We start from the raw sequence: 15,998 nt of genomic DNA on the forward strand, positions 1-15,998 counted from the left end.
TTATGTTACTAAATAGTTGCTAGATACTGGCGCTGGCTCACCTTGCGCGCAATCTTTCCGCTCGAAGAACGGGCGATGCCCTCCGGCGGCAGGATGCGTACCTCGTGCGGCTGCACGCCATGGCCCTGCACCACGGCAGCGCGGATATCCTGGATAGCCTGCTCATCGCCTTCTTCCCCGGCCGAGAGATCGCGCTCCGCGAGAATCACGAGCTTCTCCACGTCATCTCCCTCGATGGCGAAGGCAGCCACGCAGTTGGGTCGCACATGCTCGCTTGCCGACGCCACCGTGTATTCAATGTCCTGCGGGTAGTGGTTACGGCCCGCAATCACGATGAGGTCCTTGAGTCGGCCGGTGATATAAAGCTCGCCCTCGAACATCACGCCCAAGTCGCCGGTGGCCATCCAGTAGCCGTCCTCTGGAGCGGTGGGCACGCGGGAATCGTCGAGTTTCGCGGCCAGCTTATTGCGGAAGGTGGCAACAGTCTCATCGGGGCGATCCAAATAGCCTTGGGCCATGTTGTCACCGTGCGCCCAGATCTCGCCGATCTGACCATCAGGCAGCTCGGTGCGGGTCTCGGGGTCCACGATGGTGCAGAGCTGAGTGGGCACGGCCTCGCCATTGGAGGCAAATGCCACGGTGGTCTCCGACTTCTCGCGGATCTCTGCGCGCCCCTCAGACAGGGCTTGACGATCGAAGTGGCTGATCACTGGGCGATTCCCGCTCTGCGGTGTGGTGACCATGAGTGATGCCTCGGCCAAACCATAGGAGGGGCGCAGCGCCGAACGGCGGAAGCCCTGCGCCTCGAAGGTGCCAAGGAAGGCCTCCACGGCGGCCTCAGTGACCGGCTCGGAGCCACAGATCAGGCCCTCAACAGCGGAGAGGTCCAGATCCTCTGCCCCTTCGGGGTAGCGGGCAGCCAGCTCCAAGGCGAAGTTGGGGGCTACCGTGTAGACGTGCTGATCGCCCTCGCGGCGGTTGAGCTGGTTGAGCCAGCGGGAGGGGCGCTGCACGAAATCGCGGGGAGACATCAGCTCCTGGGGCAGGCCCAGAATGGTCACGAAGATAGCCAAAATGATGCCCATGTCGTGGTGCAGAGGCAGCCAGGTGGACAGGCGCAGCGGGAACTTAATGTCCACGGCGCGGAAGATTTGCAGCACATTCGTGATGATGGAGCGGTTGCTCAGCACCACACCCGCCGGAGTGCGGGTGGAGCCGGAGGTGTACTGCAGAAAAGCCGGCATATCCAGCGGCAGCATCGCGCGGGCGGCCATGGCCTGCGGATCGGACATGGGGTTGACGTATTTCGCGGCCGTGGAATCTGGCAGCGCGTCCACAGTGAGCACGCGCGGGCGCTCACTGCCGGGCAGCTCGGCAAAGAAGCCACGCACGGCTGCTGCAGTGCGCTTATTGGTGAGCACAATGCGCGGCTCGCAATCAGCGAAGACAGCCTGAAGGTGCTCGGAGTGGCCCGGCTCATTGGGATCATAGAGCGGCACAGGGACGGTGCCCGCGTAGAGCGCCCCAAGGAAACCAAAGATGTACTCAGGGCTGTTATTGGCCATGATGGCCACCCGATCGCCCCGCTTGCTCACCTGCTGCAGACGAGCGGCCACGGCCTTGATGCGGGTGTTGATCTGGGAACGCGTGTAGGTGACCAGCTCGCCTTCACGGCTGGCGCTATAGTCCCAATAGCTCAGGCACACGCGGTCGCCATCACCCTGGGCAGCCCCAGCTTGATAGGACATCTCGGCCAACCCCGCCAAGCTCAGCATGGGAGGCAGAACGATATTGCCTTCACTATCAAAAAACTTGCCCAACACTGCGTTGAGATCCATTGGCATTACCCCTGTCGATGATGCACGCGCTGTGTCCGCGTGGTGCTTATGTGACTATTGTCAAGTACGGCTACCAGACTATTACTTTGTGGCGCAAAAATTCAAAAAGCGGCCACAGGGGCGGTCGTACCGTCCCTATCGCCGCTGCGCGAGCCACCGCGCTTGTACTAGCCGATAAGATCCTTGGCCCACTGCACCGTCCACTTATCAGCGGTGGTTCCGGGCACCACATATTCGTTCTGGGCATACCATGCGTGCACCCCATTGACCTCCAGCATGGCGCGTGCCCGCTCGAGAGCATTCCGCACATCGCGTGGCGCGTCGCAGACCGGATCATCGGGGGCACAGACATCCATGACTCGATCGTTGAGCTCGCCGAAGCCCCCAGCGCGGCTGCCCCGCATGGTAGCCCCCGGCACAATAGGCTGCACCACAGCGTTGAGCGGATGCAGGGCGATCTCCGCGCCCACTCCGCCGACCTGAGTACCGGGCACCACACCCACACCCGGCTCGCGACGACCATCGGCGATGAGCGCCGCGCCCTTGATACGGTCGGCAGGGATCACGCCGCGGCCATTGCCGATATCGGAGACGATATCGCCCACGATCACGGCACCCTGGGAAAATCCGGCGAGAATGAACTCGGTGTTTGGGCACTGCTGATGAGTGGCCACTAGTTCGGCGTTGAGCCGGTCAATGCCCTCGGTACGGGAATCGTCATAGCTCATCTCAGTGAGCGCATTGATATTGCGGAACTGGGCCGTATAAGGCAGCGTCCAGACCTTCACATCCTGCTCGCTATAGGCCTCGGAGAGAGGCCGCGAGATGCTAAGCATGAAGGACCGGTCATTGGCGGTGGGATTCGCGGGGTCATCATCCGCGCTCGACTCCCATGTGCCCGGGGCAGAGATGAACTCCACACGGGGGCAACCGTCAGGATCCACGGCCTCATCATCAGACGATGCCTGCTGCCCGGAGTTGTGTGGATTACTCGTGAGCCAATCGCCCACGCCCACCAGAATGACGCCGAGCATGACCACGACGGCAAGGATTGTGAGGAGCTTCTTCATGAGCTCTAGCAGTACGCCTTCTCGGCGGCATCCGCAATGCGGTCCGCCAGCTGCTCGACGTTGAGCTCGCTGCGACCCTGCTGATCCAGCTGTCCCGCGACGGCATTGAGCAGCACGGAATCGCGCCCCTCTTCGCACACCTCTTGGGCAGTGGCCACCAGTTGGTCCTCCACCCCGTTGACATCGACGCCCTTGAGTTCCTCGAAGAACTCGGCTTCCTTGGGGTCTCCCGGCTCGGCGCCTGGGATCGACTCGATCTCCCGAGCACTCTGATCCGCCGGGGCCTCCTCGGTGGGCGAGCTCGGCTCACTCGACTTCTTGTCCTTGTCCTGTGTGGACTGCTCTCGGTGCAGAGACTCTACCTTGGGCTCCTCGGGTGCCTCCGAGGTAGAGGAGCCACAGCCGGAGAGCACACAGAGAGCCGCCACGCATAGAACCGCACGCTTCAGCATGGGGGTCCGCCCTTCCTTCATCGCTTATTTCTTCACAATGGTGCCGTTGACAGCCTCAAGGGTGCCACCCTCGAATTGCTGGCGCTGCCCACCAGCCGGGATGTCCTCGGTATCGCTGGTGGGCCAGCCGAGCGGGCCAGTCTCCCACTTCTGCTGGCTCCAGTGGTCGCGGATCGGGCCATTCTTGATGATCTTGGCACCGGTCTTGGGGCTCCAGTAGATCACGCCGCCCTCGAACTCCTGCAGGGCGCCGCCGGGGATGAGGCGCTCGGCCGCGATCGGGGTGCCGATTCCGGCATCGCCCAGTCCGGAATCCTTGAGCTTCTGCGCGATCGCGCCGATCACGGTGACGGTGCGGTTATCCGGGGTGCGAGCAATAACGCCGCCCTGGAATTGCTGCATCAGGCCCTCGCCCACAGGCACCGGCGCTGCGGTCGGGTAGCCGAGGCGCCCCCTCTCGTAGCCGCCCTCGCCCCACTCGCGCATAATATCGGCGGGCACGGCCACCGCCCCGGTATCTGGGGTCCAGTAGATCGAGCCATTCTCGAAGTGGTTATAGCGGCCCACCTTGTCCGGGGTGGCGCGCTCGTGAGTCTTCGGGAAGCCCAGCCAGGAGCTGGGGCCACCGATCTCGGAATAGCGCGCGCTAATGCGGCCGTTGAGCACCCAAGCACCGGTCTTTTCGGACCAGTAGGCGCGGCCATCACGGAAGTCCTGGGCCACGCCGCCGGCCACCGGGTATTCGTTAGTGACGCAGTCGCCCCAGCGGCCGGACTTGGTCACCTCACCAATGGCGCCCTGGGTGATGCACTCGATGCCGAGATCCTCCTCGGACATGCCGAGTGCCTCGGCGATGTGCGGCCAGGCGTTTTTCATCTCGAACTGCCAGTAGGGCCATGCGTGCACCCCAGAGTCACGGAAGCGGACGATCACGCCCACATCGGCCTGCTTGGCCTTGTTCACGAAGGTCTGGGAGCTCAAGCGCGAGAGCACCTCAAGCCCCTGACCGGCGTAGTTTTGCTGGTCGGCGGGGTTGCTGGCACGCCCCGACCCAGCGGAGACGTAGACCTTCATGTCCTTCATGGCCTCGATACCCAGCTTGGGATCGTGGTCAATCCACGCCTGGCTATAGAAGGGGCCCCACATCTTGGCGGCGTTATAGCCACCGGCATCCGTCATCGCGGCGGTAATAGCCTCCGGCATGCCGGTCGTGGTGGTGTCGAGGTAGCCAGAGAAGGATCCGGCGAAGCGGAAGAGATCCGGGCGGTGCTGTGCCAGGTTGAAGGCACCGGTGCCGCCCATCGACAGGCCCACAACGGCACGCTGATCATTGGTGCGGAAGCCCTCCTTGAGCACCGCAGCCATCTCCTGGGTGAGGAAGGTCTCCCACATGTAGTGCTTGCCCTTGTCCGGCTCGAGCCAATCGGAGTAGAAGGAGGACTCGCCACCTACCGGCATCACTACGTTGATGTTCTTGTCGGCATAGAACTGCTCGATATCGGTTTCGATCGTCCAGCCGGACTCGTCATCGCGGGCGCGCATGCCATCGAGCGCCCAGAGCGAGGGGAAGGTGGCGTCGGGATTGGCGTACCAGTCGCGGGCCAACAGCACCTGCACCGGAATCGGCTCGCCCGGCATTGCCGCGGAGTTGATATAGATCTTAATGTGGCGATCGCTGAGGTATTCCACCTTCGCTACGCTCACGCCCTCGGGCAGCCCGTTGATCTCGGGAAATTCGGTACGCATCGGAGTGCGCGACGGGGTGCCCTCTGGGCGCAGCGAGTCGGTGAAGCCAGAGGAGCTCAGGCTCGAGCCAGGCGTCTGCGCCTGGGCTTGCGGCAGAGGCAGCACGGTGACGGCAAGAGCGATCGACGTCGGGATAGCTGCGAGCGCAATCTTGAGGGAACGTCGCGACGAACCTGTGCGAGGAGCAGAAGTCGAGTTGAACATGTGCTTTCCTTTAAGCGGCGTGGTGGAACCTAGTGCTAGTAGTGGATAGCCCGCGAGCGGAAGCGCGAGCATGCAATGCGACACACGTGACTGCGAGGAGCCAACGGATAGCCGAACTGCTCGGATTCATCACACTGCGGAGCCGGAAGTTCCCCTCCTCCGGCGCGCGCGGAGTGCGCATTGGAATGTAAGTTTAAGTATAACTTTAGACTTTAGGCTCAGCGACACGCCACCAGCAGCGTAAAACCGCACGCTGGGAATATAAAAACCGCCTCCCTACCGAGCGTGACTCGTGCAGGGAGGCGGATGATGTCGCAGTGGCTATGCGGGCTTAGCGGGCGCGCATGCCATCCAAGATCCAGCCCTCGGACTGGTGCAACTGGAAGTTCCACTGTGCCCAATCGTGGATACCGATGAGCGGGAAGTTCGTGGTGAAGTTCAGGCCGGCAGTGCGGGCCTTGGCTTCCCACATGCGAGTGGATACAAGGGCGCTGGCCTCCAGCAGGCCGCCAGCAGCGATCACGTTCGGCGGCAAGTTGCGGGTGATATCCGGGATGCCGGAGGCAGCAGAGATATAGACATTCGTGCCATTGGCCCGCAGCCTATCCATATTCATGAAGGGGTCTTCCGCCACGCGGCGAGGATCCGCCATGGAGGAATACATGTTCATGATGTTGTAGCCGCCCACATCAAGCAGGGCGAGGCCAAGGAGAATCTCCATGCCCGGCAGGGTCTGGGTGAGGTAGCCAGAGAAGGACGCGACCTGACGGAAACGATTCGGGTGATTGGCGGCCAAGTTCATGGCAGCGGTGCCGCCCATGGACAGGCCGATCACGGCGTTGTTGTTGTGCGCCACACCGAAATGAGCAGCCAAGTAGTCCGGCAGCTCCTTCGAAAGGAAAGTGTCCCACTTGTAGTTCACGTATTTGGTGGGATCAACGGTCGCATCGCCATGCCAGTCGGTGTAGAAAGAACCAGCGCCGCCCACCGGCATCACGAGGGTGATGTTGTCATTGAGGAACAAGCTCGGCGCGGCAGTCTCAAAGGTCCACGCATTGGCGGAGTCTTGAGCGCGCATGCCATCAAGCATGTACAGGCCCGCATTGCCGCCGCGGCCAGCAGGCTGAATCTGGACCGTAACGTTGCGGCCCATAGCGGCGGAGTAGACATCACACCGTTGAATCCAGTGTTTACTCCCATCCCACACGCAATGTCCCGTGCTGTCCGGCCGCAGCCAGTCGCGGTTACCGGCCTGGGCATTCGAGCTGGTCGCCACCATGACGCCGAGCGCTGTGCAGAGGGCCAACAACACAGCGGCGATGGTGCGTCCACTGCGTCGCAGCGAGGCTGCATAATTCATGGTTCTCCTAGAAAATTCTTAACTCTCTGTCATTCGTACACCCAGCACATCCCGTGACGGCCAGGCGCTCTACGTCCCTGCCCCTGCTCAGGGCCTAGGCGTAGCGCGTCCACAGTGTGAATCGATCACCGTGACTCATTTGTTACACAGCTAAACGCTACACCATGAAAAAGGGGAACACCCAAGAAAAAAGTGCCGCCTTAGTCCGGCGACACTCGAGCACAAGGGCGCAGCTATCGGGAGTATACTGCGTCTACCTGATAATTTCCCTAGCTCATGCTAAGTGTAGGAGCTCGTCTCGTGCCCCACCTATTAGAGGGTTCCTGGTGCTAAGTAGACAGCCAAAACAATGCACAGTATCCACAGCACGGCCAGGGTTTGCAGCGGCCGATCCCGCAAGGCCACCTCATCGGGGGCGCCGCCCTCGCCGCGGTCGATATCCGAGGCATAGCGCATGATCGCGACGGTGAAAGGCACCATAGAGATCTGGTACCACACCGCCCCATCGCCATCGGCGGCTTGCGCCATCTGGAAGCCCCAGAGGGCGTAGAAGATGATCACGGCGGTAGCCGCCATCTGCCAGACGAAACGCAGGTAGGTGGGGGTATAGCCTTGCAGAGACTTGCGGATCTTTGCTCCAGTCTCCTGCGCCAGCAGATACTCGGCATAACGCTTGCCACCGGCCATGAAAAGCGAACCGAAGGCAGCCACCAGCAGAAACCACTGGGACAGTGCGATGCTTGCGGCCACACCGCCCGCCATGGCGCGCAGCATGAACCCGGAGGACACCAAGGCAATATCGATCACCGGCTGGTGCTTCCACCCAAAGCAGTAGCCAAGCTGCAGCACGATGTACACAGACACCACCACGGCGAGGTTCGTCCCCGAGGTCGCCAGCAGCGATACGCCCACAGCGCCCCCAATGAGGACGAGCGCCATGCCATAGGCGACACCCACGGGCAGCACTCCAGCGGCGATGGGCCGGAAACGCTTAATGGGGTGCTCGCGATCGGCTTCCACATCGCGGGCGTCATTGACCAGATAGATCGACGAGGCCGCCATGCAGAACACGGCGAAGGCGATCACGATATCGCGGAAGGTGGTGACGGTGAACGCCTCCACACCGGCAGCCAAGGGGGCGGCCACCACGAGCACGTTTTTCACCCACTGCTTCGGGCGCAAGGCCTTGAACATGCCATCCAGCAGGTTGCGGGGCGGCTGATGCTGGGAGCCCACGTCCAAGCCGCGGGTGTGCGGTTCTGAGCCAATCAGGCCGGTGTCCTGGTCCGCGGGACCAGCATCGTGGGCCTCAGTGCTCGTCATACTATCTCCTTCAGCTTGTCCTCTAGCAGCGTGTCCACCAGCTCTGCACTGAGCCAGCCCAGGGCGGCACCAGCGGCCACATCCGTGGGATAATGCACCCCCAGAACGAGTCGCGAGGCCATCATGAGCGGCACCCCGACCAGCGGCGCGGGCGAGCCCGTGACATGAGCAGCATAGGCCAGCGCGGCGGTGGTGGAGGTCGAATGCGACGAAGGGAAGCTTAAGCGCGAGGGAGTACCCACGCCAATTAGGATTCGCTCATCATGCGGCCGTCGCCGCCGGACGATGCGCTTAATAATGACGCTCGCGGCATGGGAACCGAACGCGGCGGCGCTCAGCCCGAGCCATTGGCCGCGGCGGGGCCGATCAACGGCAGCAAGCAGCAGCCCAGAGCCCATCCAGCCGGCGGCATGCTCGCCGAAGAAAGACATGCCGCGGGCGAAAGGAAGCACCAAAGGGGCATCGAAAAGCCGCCGTTGAATGGCCACCAAGATGTCGGCTTCAGCCTTACTCATCAAAAATCTTCCCCCAGGCCTCGCGCGAGGTCAGGACCTCGTGATGCGCCCGGTAGAGAGTACGCAGCTCCTCGAAGCGCTCGGCCACTTCCTTCTGCAGGCTGCGCGATTCCTCCCATAGCGCCTTCGCCTTGGCGCGATCGCGCTTGCGATACACCACTCCCCTGCCATCGGCTGTGGTCACGGTGGCGCCATCCACGCGGGACAGCGAGAACCAGCGGGCCTCAAGGGGCGAGAGATTGGCCTGCGGCACCTCGTGGTGGGTGTCGTTTTCCTTGGACAGTAAGTGCTTAATGCCCTTGGCGAGCCACACGGCCTTCTTCAACGGTGCGAGACGACCGCCGATGTCATGGGTGGGTACGCCCGGAATGCCGGTGGCCTTGGGCAGCTCTGCGGCGGTGGGTAGCACCACGGCATCGGGATAGTCCTTGCGGATCTGCTGGATGCGCGGGAGTGAGGACTCGAGGATATCGAAGAGCCGCTCGGGGCCTGCCAAGAAGTCCTTCATGGCCTCGTTCTGGATCGCCACGGTGGAATACTCCAAGCACATGAGGTGCTTGAGGGTGGCCTTGCGCATGGACTTGATGATGCCGTCCACCGCCCCCTCATGATTCAAAGCGGCCACGATCAGGCGATTGCGCAGGTGGAAATAGGCCTGCCAGTCGATGGCATCGTCCTTATCGGACCAGGCCATATGCCAGATGGCCACGCCCGGCCAGGTGGCGGTGGGATAGCCATGGGCTCCGGCGCGCAGGCCGAACTCGGCGTCGTCCCACTTAATAAACAGCGGCAGTGGCTGGCCAATATCCTCGGCCACCACGCGCGGAATCATGCACATCCACCAGCCGTTGTAATCCACATCGATGCGGCGATGCAGGTCGCGGGAGTGGGGTGTGCCGGGCTTATCGCCGAAGTCGCCGCGATCGCTCAGCGGGTTCTTGGCGAAATCGTGGTCATAGTGCACAAAGGGAGCGGAGGTCCACATGAAGATGGAGCGGTCAATCACCTCGCCCATCGAGTGCAGGTGGGAGCGTTCTTGGAGGTTGAGCATCTGCCCGCCCACGAGGATCGGGGAGGTGGCGTAGCGGGCCACCTGCAGGGCGCGCAGCACCGAGTCGGGTTCGATGGCGATGTCATCATCCATGTAGAGGATGTAGGGCGACTTCTTCTCGCCGGCCGCGCCCGTGCCGTCGGCCCCACCGAGGGCCTCGTACATGATGCGGGAATAGCCGCCGGAGCCGCCGAGATTGCCTTGGCGGAACTCGAAGAAACGATCGCCAAAGGCGGCCACGGCATCGGCATAACCGGGCTCATCGGCGGGATGCTTATTACCCTGATCGGGCATAATGACGGTATCAATCACCGCATCCACATCTGGATCAGAGGCCAAGGCCTCGAGGGCGGCCACGGCATCGGCGGGGCGGTTGAAGGTGGGAATACCCACGGTAACGCGCGGCTCGAAGGGACCAACGGTGCTGCCATCGGGCATCACCTGCGGTTGCGGGGCACAGGGGGCGTACCAGCCGGCCTTGGTGATGGTCACCTCGCTATCACTGGTGACGTCGAACCATAGCCAGCCGCCGTCCTCAAAGGGGGCGAGGGAGCATTCGAACTCGATCACGCCACCCTCGCTGAGACCGCCATCGACGGCGATCCGGGCGCCATCAATCTTGGATCGGTAGACGTCGATACGTGCGTCGCCGTCCATCTCGAGGCGCAGCACCACGGAGTCCAGCTGGGACCAGCGACGCCAGTAGCTGGCGGGGAAGGCATTGAAATAGGTCTGGAAGGAGACCTCACAGCCCTCGGGAATCGTCACTGCGGTGCGGCTATCCCACCGAGCGCGTGCAGGGTTTTGCTCCGATTCGATCAGATAGAGCATCCGCACATCACGGGGTTCGCCGCGCTTCGGCAGCAGCACACGCTGCAGCTGTTCCACTGCGAGAAACTTAGTTTCAGCACTCATAAAAAGTTCTTAGGCCTTCCGATTCTTCGGGCACGTTTTATCTGCATCAACGATAGTCGTCGCCCCGCCTATACGCCGCCACACACTCGTGGCGGGAAAAAATGTGAGGGGCATCAACCCCCTCTCCTGCGCTTATCGACGCCATCTCGCCGCCACAGCGACGCCCCAAGCCATCCTAATTCCAGGTGATAGGCTTCCCGCTCGACGCCACATCGCTATAGGTATAGGGGTCGAACTCCACCGTGAAGATGCTCTTGCCGCTCAACGCATAACGGATATTGGCCAAGAAACGGTGCATGCTCATCGGCTCACGGTAACTGGCGGCCAGCTCCTGAAATTCGGGGGTGGACAGGGCGTGGCGAGCGGCCTCGACGGCCTCGCGATCCACTCCTGGTGGCAGACGGTTGATATCTGTGGAGGACTCGGCCAGCACCCAAGGCAGGGAGAGTAACTTGTCGTGGCCGATACGCTCGCTCTCCAAGCGGGGGGATCGGGCCGCCAAGGGGGTAGCTAGGCCCACCGGCTCCAATACGCGCACGGACAGCGGGGAATTCATGCTGGTCATGCCGAGATTGATGTAGTTAATCGTGGGCGGGAAACGATCAAAATCCCCCTGCCCCATGGTCCGGGGATACGCCACCCAGTGCCGCTCATCGGTCTCGGGGTTAATGGCCAAACCGAGGACGGCCGCTTCCCCGTTCTCAGCCAACTGCAATGCCTCGGGGAAGCCCTGCATATTGGGGAAGGTGAGGAAGTTCTCGGCCACAAGCAGCGGTTGGGTCTTTGGATCGCGGCCAGTGGTTTCATAGTAGAAGCCGCGCTCATCCACGATGTTCAGATCCGAGTCCGTCTCTGGGATCTCCCATGGATGGCCGCGATAGGCGACCGTGCCAGACCAGCCGGCGATCAACACCGCCTGTACGGCCAGCGCCAGGGCGATGGGGCTGCGTTCCAGCCGCAACGGCAGCACTGCTGCGGGCAGCAGGAGGGCGAATAGCGGCAGCAGCAGCATGCGGCCATGCATGAAGTCACCGCCGACCCGCAGTACATAAAGCACATGTAATAAGGCGCAGGCCACGAACACCCCAGTGACGAGCACCGGCCGGCGCTGGGCGGAACTGCCCAAGGCAGCCGTGCCGGCCATGAGCGAGATAACCGCTAGGGCCACCGGCAGCACATAGGGGTGGCTGAAGTCGCGGAGATAGTTCAGGCCCGAGGCCCATTCCGCCCCACTGGCGGATTTCGCCACCGCAGTCTGCGGCACCAGCACCCCGTAGTAGCCCATGCGGAAGATCTCATAGGCCAAGGGCACCGGCAGCGCCGCCGCGAGCACGAAGCCGCGCGAGCGCCAACTCTTCGCTCCCACCAACAGCACGATGATCACGACCCCGCCGTAGAGCGCCAGTTCGGGGCGCACCAGCCAGCTCATTCCGGCGACAAAACCGACGAGTGGGGCGGCGATATCATCGAAGCTCCAGCGCAGGAGCACCCACCACAGCACGGCGAGATAAAAAATAGATAGCCCCCACTCCAGCCCAGAGGTGGCGAAATCGCGTGCAGGAGGCAGGGCGAAATACACCAGCATGCCCACGGGCAGCAGGATCACTGTGGCCCCGCGATAGTAGCGCGCCGAGGCCAGCACTCCGATTACTCCAGCACCAGTGGTGAACAGCAACGCCAGCGCCAAGGCCACCATCTCGAGGCGAGCATCGGTGAGCACTCCGCCCACATAAATAAGGTATTGCCACAGTGTGGAGGTATTGGCCTCCACACGCTCGCCAATGTTGAACACTGGGCCGTGGCCCGCCTGAAGATTACGCACCGTGCGCAAGACGATGAGGCCATCGTCACTCATCCAGCGGCGCATCCAGCCGCCCACGACGGCGAAGACGGCAACGAGCAGGGCGGACGCTGCAGTAGACAGCGCCAGCGGGGTGCGGCGGGTATGGCGGCGCCGGTGTCGGCTCATGACAGCACAGTTTAGCAGCGCCCAGATGCTCCAGCGCCTTAGAGGAGGTGGAGGCTGTTAGTCTATGGACACTATGAGCAGCGCTAACCCCTCCCGCGACTACGACATTGTGCTTTTCGGCGCCACGAGTTTTGTGGGCCGAATAATAGCCCGCTATCTGCAGGACCATGGCGGTGACCGCCGGCTGTGCTTCGCCGGCCGCTCCGAGCACACACTCACTGAGCTCTATGGCGACACGCAGGTGCCCGTGCGCATTGCCGATGCCAGCGATACAGCGGCTATGGCCGAACTCGCCCGCAGCACGCGGGTGATAATCACCACCGTCGGCCCCTATGCGCGCTATGGCCGGACGCTGGTGCGCGCCTGCGCCGAAGCCGGCACACACTATGTGGATTTATCCGGTGAGGCCGAGTTTGTCCAAGATAGTGTCCGCGAGCTCGACGGCTTAGCCGCAGCACGCGGGGCGAAAATCATCCACTCCTGTGGTTTTGACTCTGTGCCCTCCGATCTGGCCTGCTGGCTGCTCGCTGAGCACTGTGGCGGGCAGCTTGGAACGGTGCAGATGGTGGTCTCCGATCTCGTCGGCGGGGTCTCTGGCGGCACCATCGCCTCCATGCTCAACTCGCTGCGCACTGGGCGCCCTGCGGCCCGCCACCCCTATGCGTTAAATAATGAGCTCTACGGACCGGCACCCAGCGAGGAAGCGTCGTCACGCCCCCGTTTGGGACGCGGGGAAAGCCTCGCGCCGTTCTTTATGGCCGGCTATAACGTGCGCCTGGTGCGGCGTTCGGCTTGGCTCCTCGACTATGGCGAGTCTTTCCGATATAGCGAGGTGCACGATCTCGGCTCACGACCGCGAGCGCTCGCCTTCACCGCGGCGCTGGGCGGGATCAGCTATCTCGCGCAACGGGAATGGGGGCAGAGGGTGCTACAGCGCCTATTCCCCGCCCCGGGTGAAGGCCCCAGCGAGCAGCAGCGCGCCAGAGGGCGCTTCACGGTGACCACCACCGAGCTGGCCAGCGGCCACAGTGTGCGGATCCACCACGACCGCGACCCTGGATATGACAGCACCGCGCTGATGATCAGTGAGATTGCCCTCTCGCTACTCGACGAGGACTCCCCTGCCACCGCGGGCGTACTCACTCCCGCCACCGGCGGCGGTGCGGCCGCGCTCCGTCGCCTGCGGGCTGCCGGAATGGACATCGACACATGCCCTGCGAGCGCAGCGCAACGCCCAGAGTCCTCTTCCAACGAGAGAAAGATATAAACAGACATGCTGGCGATTATCCTGGCGCAGCAGTCCAGCGCCGAGGAGAGCGGAGTCACCGCCGATCAAGTTCAAGAAGCGGTGCGCATGCTCACGTGGGAAAAGGTGGGCATTGGCACCCTGATTTTCCTCGTTGGCTGCATGCTCGCCTGGGTGGTGCTCAAGCTGACGAAGCCACTGCTCGTCACCGTAGGGCGCGCCCCAGTCTCGGCGCGGGCCTTCGCACAGATCGCAGCGTGGGCGGTCATCATTGTCGCCTTTGGCGTGGCCATTACCTACACTTTCCCCTCGATTAAGCCGGTCAATATTATTGGCGGCTTGGGCGTGGTGTCCATCGCCGCCGGTATTGCCTTCCAGACCGTACTAGGCAACATGTTTGCTGGGCTGGTGATTCTCATGCGGGAAAAGCCGGTAGTGGGCGATCAGATCGCCATCGACGATATTTCAGGCACCGTGACGGACATTAACCTCTCCACCACCACGGTGCGCACCTTTAATGGCCGCCAAGTGCTCATCCCCAATGGCACGGTGCACACCTCGATGATGACGGTGCAGACGCACAACGAGTGGGTACGGACCTCCTTCAACGTGGAGATCCGCAACCCCAAGGACTATGAGCGGGCCCGAGTGATCGCCATAGAGGCTCTCAACGCTGAGCCCGCAGTGCTCAATGAGCCAGAGCCGGTGGCCGTGCTCCGCGATGTGGTGGGAGGCTTGGCCACCATGGAGATCCGCTTCTGGTCCGGATCTCGGCAGATGGAGACCGTCACATCCATGGACGCGGCGATCGTAGCAGTGATCAAGGCCCTCGAAGCGCAGGGCGTCAAGATTGGCCCAACCACCGTGGTGGAGATGGACGAGAGCTAGGCGCTCTTCACCTTTTCTGCGTGGGCCTGCATGAGTTTCCGCTCATCGCGACCAACCAGTGCGAACAGCAGCACGGTGATCACGCCGAAGACAATGAAGATAGTGAAGGCCATATCCCAGCCGTAGTTCTTCACCACGACGCCCACGCCGGTAGAGGCGAGCGTCGCACCCAACAGGTAGCCGAATAGGCCAGTAAAGCCTGCAGCGGTGCCGGCCACATTGTGCGGGGAGAGGTCAATGGCCTGCAACCCAATGAGCATTACGGGGCCGTAGATGAGGCCACCGATCATGCCCACGAGCAGAATGAGCAGCCACATCGGGGTGCCCACTGGAAGCAGCCAGTAGAAGAGAATGCACACCACCACACCGGCACTAAAGAGCATGCCGGCGCCAGAACGATAGCCGCGGAACACCTTGTCGGAGATCACGCCGCAGAGGATAGTGCCAACAATGCCCGCGAGCTCGAAGGTGGCGAAGCCCACCAGGCCACTGCCGATCTCTGCGTGGTGCTTATCGTGCAAGAACACAGTGATCCAGTTGAGCACGCCATAGCGCAGGGCGTAAACGAAGACGTTGGCGATGGCCAGCATCACGATGGTGCGGTTGGTGAGTACGTGCTTCAACACTCGCTGCAAGGTGCTGGTGCCATCGTCCTCGGCGGCATCCACCTTGGCGGGGTCGTGGCGGTACTCCTCGATGGGCGGCAAGCCTTCAGCCTCGGGCCGGTCGCGCACCAAGAGGAAACCGATGGCGGCCACCACGAGGGCGACCACGGCCGGTACCCAGAAAGCGACCTCCCAGGTATCGGGGAACATCCACAGGCCGAGGGCGATGAGGGCGGGCAGGGCCGCGCCGCCGACATTGTGGGCGGTGTTCCACAGCGAGGTTTTAAAGCCGCGCTCATTCGTGGAGAACCAGTACACGAGGACGCGACCGCAGGGTGGCCAGCCCATGCCCTGCACCCAGCCGTTGATGAACATGACGGTGGCGAACACCGTGACCGAGGCGGAGACCCAGGGCACGAAGGCGATGAAGAGATTCACGATCGCCGATAGCGCGAGGCCCAGCGGCATGAAGTAGCGGGCATTGGAGCGGTCAGAGACCATGGCCGAGAAAAACTTGGACAGCCCATAGGCAAACAGCACAGCATTGGCGATTACACCGATGCCGACCACATCGATTTCACTGTCTTTCACCAGCAGCGGCGCCACCGCCGAGATATTGTTGCGCACCAAATAGAAACCGGCGTAGCCGATGAAGATACCCATGAACACCTGGAGGCGCAGGCGCGGGTAGAGGCGGTGAATTTCTTCAGAACTCTTGCGGGGTGCCGCCGGCGGGGCAGCGAGCCATGACATACTCATGATCTCTTCCGAGCTCCTTTTCTCTTAACAATCTGAATAGGGCCAGTGTTCTGCGGG

The 15,998-nt window shown here is 62.5% G+C and carries 12 protein-coding genes; 2 read left to right on the top strand and 10 right to left on the bottom strand.

The window, feature by feature from the left end:
• Positions 1 to 8: 8 nt before the first annotated feature.
• From GBB18_RS03395 to zomB, 9 genes are all read right to left on the bottom strand, one after another.
• Complete coding sequence (locus GBB18_RS03395; protein ID WP_151640757.1) at positions 9 to 1,838, bottom strand: FadD32-like long-chain-fatty-acid--AMP ligase; 1,830 nt, start codon at positions 1,836 to 1,838, stop codon at positions 9 to 11.
• Between the two features lie 167 nt (positions 1,839 to 2,005).
• Positions 2,006 to 2,908 carry a cutinase family protein gene (locus GBB18_RS03400; RefSeq protein ID WP_151640758.1) on the bottom strand — a complete coding sequence of 301 codons (903 nt, stop codon included), beginning with the start codon at positions 2,906 to 2,908 and terminating at the stop codon, positions 2,006 to 2,008.
• 5 nt (positions 2,909 to 2,913) lie between these two features.
• Positions 2,914 to 3,360 carry a DUF732 domain-containing protein gene (locus GBB18_RS03405; protein WP_192795907.1) on the bottom strand — a complete coding sequence of 149 codons (447 nt, stop codon included), beginning with the start codon at positions 3,358 to 3,360 and terminating at the stop codon, positions 2,914 to 2,916.
• Positions 3,361 to 3,384: 24 nt separating this feature from the next.
• Positions 3,385 to 5,310 carry an alpha/beta hydrolase-fold protein gene (locus GBB18_RS03410; protein WP_192795908.1) on the bottom strand — a complete coding sequence of 642 codons (1,926 nt, stop codon included), beginning with the start codon at positions 5,308 to 5,310 and terminating at the stop codon, positions 3,385 to 3,387.
• A gap of 331 nt (positions 5,311 to 5,641) precedes the next feature.
• The gene (locus GBB18_RS03415; protein WP_151640760.1) at positions 5,642 to 6,670 is read right to left on the bottom strand and encodes an alpha/beta hydrolase family protein; all 1,029 of its coding nucleotides are present in this window, start codon (positions 6,668 to 6,670) and stop codon (positions 5,642 to 5,644) included.
• 312 nt (positions 6,671 to 6,982) lie between these two features.
• Entirely contained in the window at positions 6,983 to 7,993 is a 1,011-nt protein-coding gene (locus GBB18_RS03420) for a decaprenyl-phosphate phosphoribosyltransferase (RefSeq protein ID WP_151640761.1), read from the bottom strand.
• Positions 7,990 to 8,508, bottom strand: a complete 519-nt coding sequence (locus GBB18_RS03425) for a phosphatase PAP2 family protein (RefSeq protein WP_151640762.1) — start codon at positions 8,506 to 8,508, stop codon at positions 7,990 to 7,992. The genes GBB18_RS03420 and GBB18_RS03425 overlap by 4 nt, the downstream gene beginning before the upstream one ends.
• The gene (locus GBB18_RS03430) at positions 8,501 to 10,474 is read right to left on the bottom strand and encodes a glycosyltransferase (RefSeq protein ID WP_151640763.1); all 1,974 of its coding nucleotides are present in this window, start codon (positions 10,472 to 10,474) and stop codon (positions 8,501 to 8,503) included. Before GBB18_RS03430 ends, GBB18_RS03425 begins: the two co-directional genes overlap by 8 nt.
• Before the next feature lie 175 nt (positions 10,475 to 10,649).
• On the bottom strand, positions 10,650 to 12,443 hold the full coding sequence (gene zomB, locus GBB18_RS03435) for a flagellar motor control protein ZomB (protein WP_192795909.1): 1,794 nt from the start codon (positions 12,441 to 12,443) through the stop codon (positions 10,650 to 10,652).
• A gap of 73 nt (positions 12,444 to 12,516) precedes the next feature.
• Between zomB and GBB18_RS03440 the strand changes: the two genes are divergently transcribed.
• The gene (locus GBB18_RS03440) at positions 12,517 to 13,710 is read left to right on the top strand and encodes a trans-acting enoyl reductase family protein (RefSeq protein WP_151640764.1); all 1,194 of its coding nucleotides are present in this window, start codon (positions 12,517 to 12,519) and stop codon (positions 13,708 to 13,710) included.
• Positions 13,711 to 13,716: 6 nt separating this feature from the next.
• Positions 13,717 to 14,577: a mechanosensitive ion channel family protein gene (locus GBB18_RS03445; RefSeq protein WP_151640765.1), complete on the top strand. Its 861-nt coding sequence runs from the start codon at positions 13,717 to 13,719 to the stop codon at positions 14,575 to 14,577.
• Here the strand turns inward: GBB18_RS03445 and GBB18_RS03450 are convergent.
• Positions 14,574 to 15,941 (bottom strand): MFS transporter, encoded by a 1,368-nt coding sequence (locus GBB18_RS03450; protein ID WP_151640766.1) that lies wholly within the window; start codon positions 15,939 to 15,941, stop codon positions 14,574 to 14,576. The two genes, GBB18_RS03445 and GBB18_RS03450, sit on opposite strands and share 4 nt — an antisense overlap.
• Positions 15,942 to 15,998: the final 57 nt, after the last annotated feature.

The organism is Corynebacterium sp. 11A (genome assembly GCF_008930935.1).
Lineage (GTDB): Bacteria > Actinomycetota > Actinomycetes > Mycobacteriales > Mycobacteriaceae > Corynebacterium > Corynebacterium megadyptis.

Excerpts from the sequence above, each read along its gene's own strand:
- GBB18_RS03420 (WP_151640761.1), bottom strand. The coding sequence starts at position 7,993 with ATGACGAGCACTGAGGCCCACGATGCTGGTCCCGCGGACCAGGACACC.
- GBB18_RS03405 (WP_192795907.1), bottom strand. The coding sequence starts at position 3,360 with ATGCTGAAGCGTGCGGTTCTATGCGTGGCGGCTCTCTGTGTGCTCTCC.
- zomB (WP_192795909.1), bottom strand. The coding sequence starts at position 12,443 with ATGAGCCGACACCGGCGCCGCCATACCCGCCGCACCCCGCTGGCGCTG.
- GBB18_RS03430 (WP_151640763.1), bottom strand. The coding sequence starts at position 10,474 with ATGAGTGCTGAAACTAAGTTTCTCGCAGTGGAACAGCTGCAGCGTGTG.
- GBB18_RS03450 (WP_151640766.1), bottom strand. The coding sequence starts at position 15,941 with ATGAGTATGTCATGGCTCGCTGCCCCGCCGGCGGCACCCCGCAAGAGT.
- GBB18_RS03445 (WP_151640765.1), top strand. The coding sequence starts at position 13,717 with ATGCTGGCGATTATCCTGGCGCAGCAGTCCAGCGCCGAGGAGAGCGGA.
- GBB18_RS03410 (WP_192795908.1), bottom strand. The coding sequence starts at position 5,310 with ATGTTCAACTCGACTTCTGCTCCTCGCACAGGTTCGTCGCGACGTTCC.
- GBB18_RS03425 (WP_151640762.1), bottom strand. The coding sequence starts at position 8,508 with ATGAGTAAGGCTGAAGCCGACATCTTGGTGGCCATTCAACGGCGGCTT.
- GBB18_RS03415 (WP_151640760.1), bottom strand. The coding sequence starts at position 6,670 with ATGAATTATGCAGCCTCGCTGCGACGCAGTGGACGCACCATCGCCGCT.
- GBB18_RS03395 (WP_151640757.1), bottom strand. The coding sequence starts at position 1,838 with ATGGATCTCAACGCAGTGTTGGGCAAGTTTTTTGATAGTGAAGGCAAT.
- GBB18_RS03440 (WP_151640764.1), top strand. The coding sequence starts at position 12,517 with ATGAGCAGCGCTAACCCCTCCCGCGACTACGACATTGTGCTTTTCGGC.
- GBB18_RS03400 (WP_151640758.1), bottom strand. The coding sequence starts at position 2,908 with ATGAAGAAGCTCCTCACAATCCTTGCCGTCGTGGTCATGCTCGGCGTC.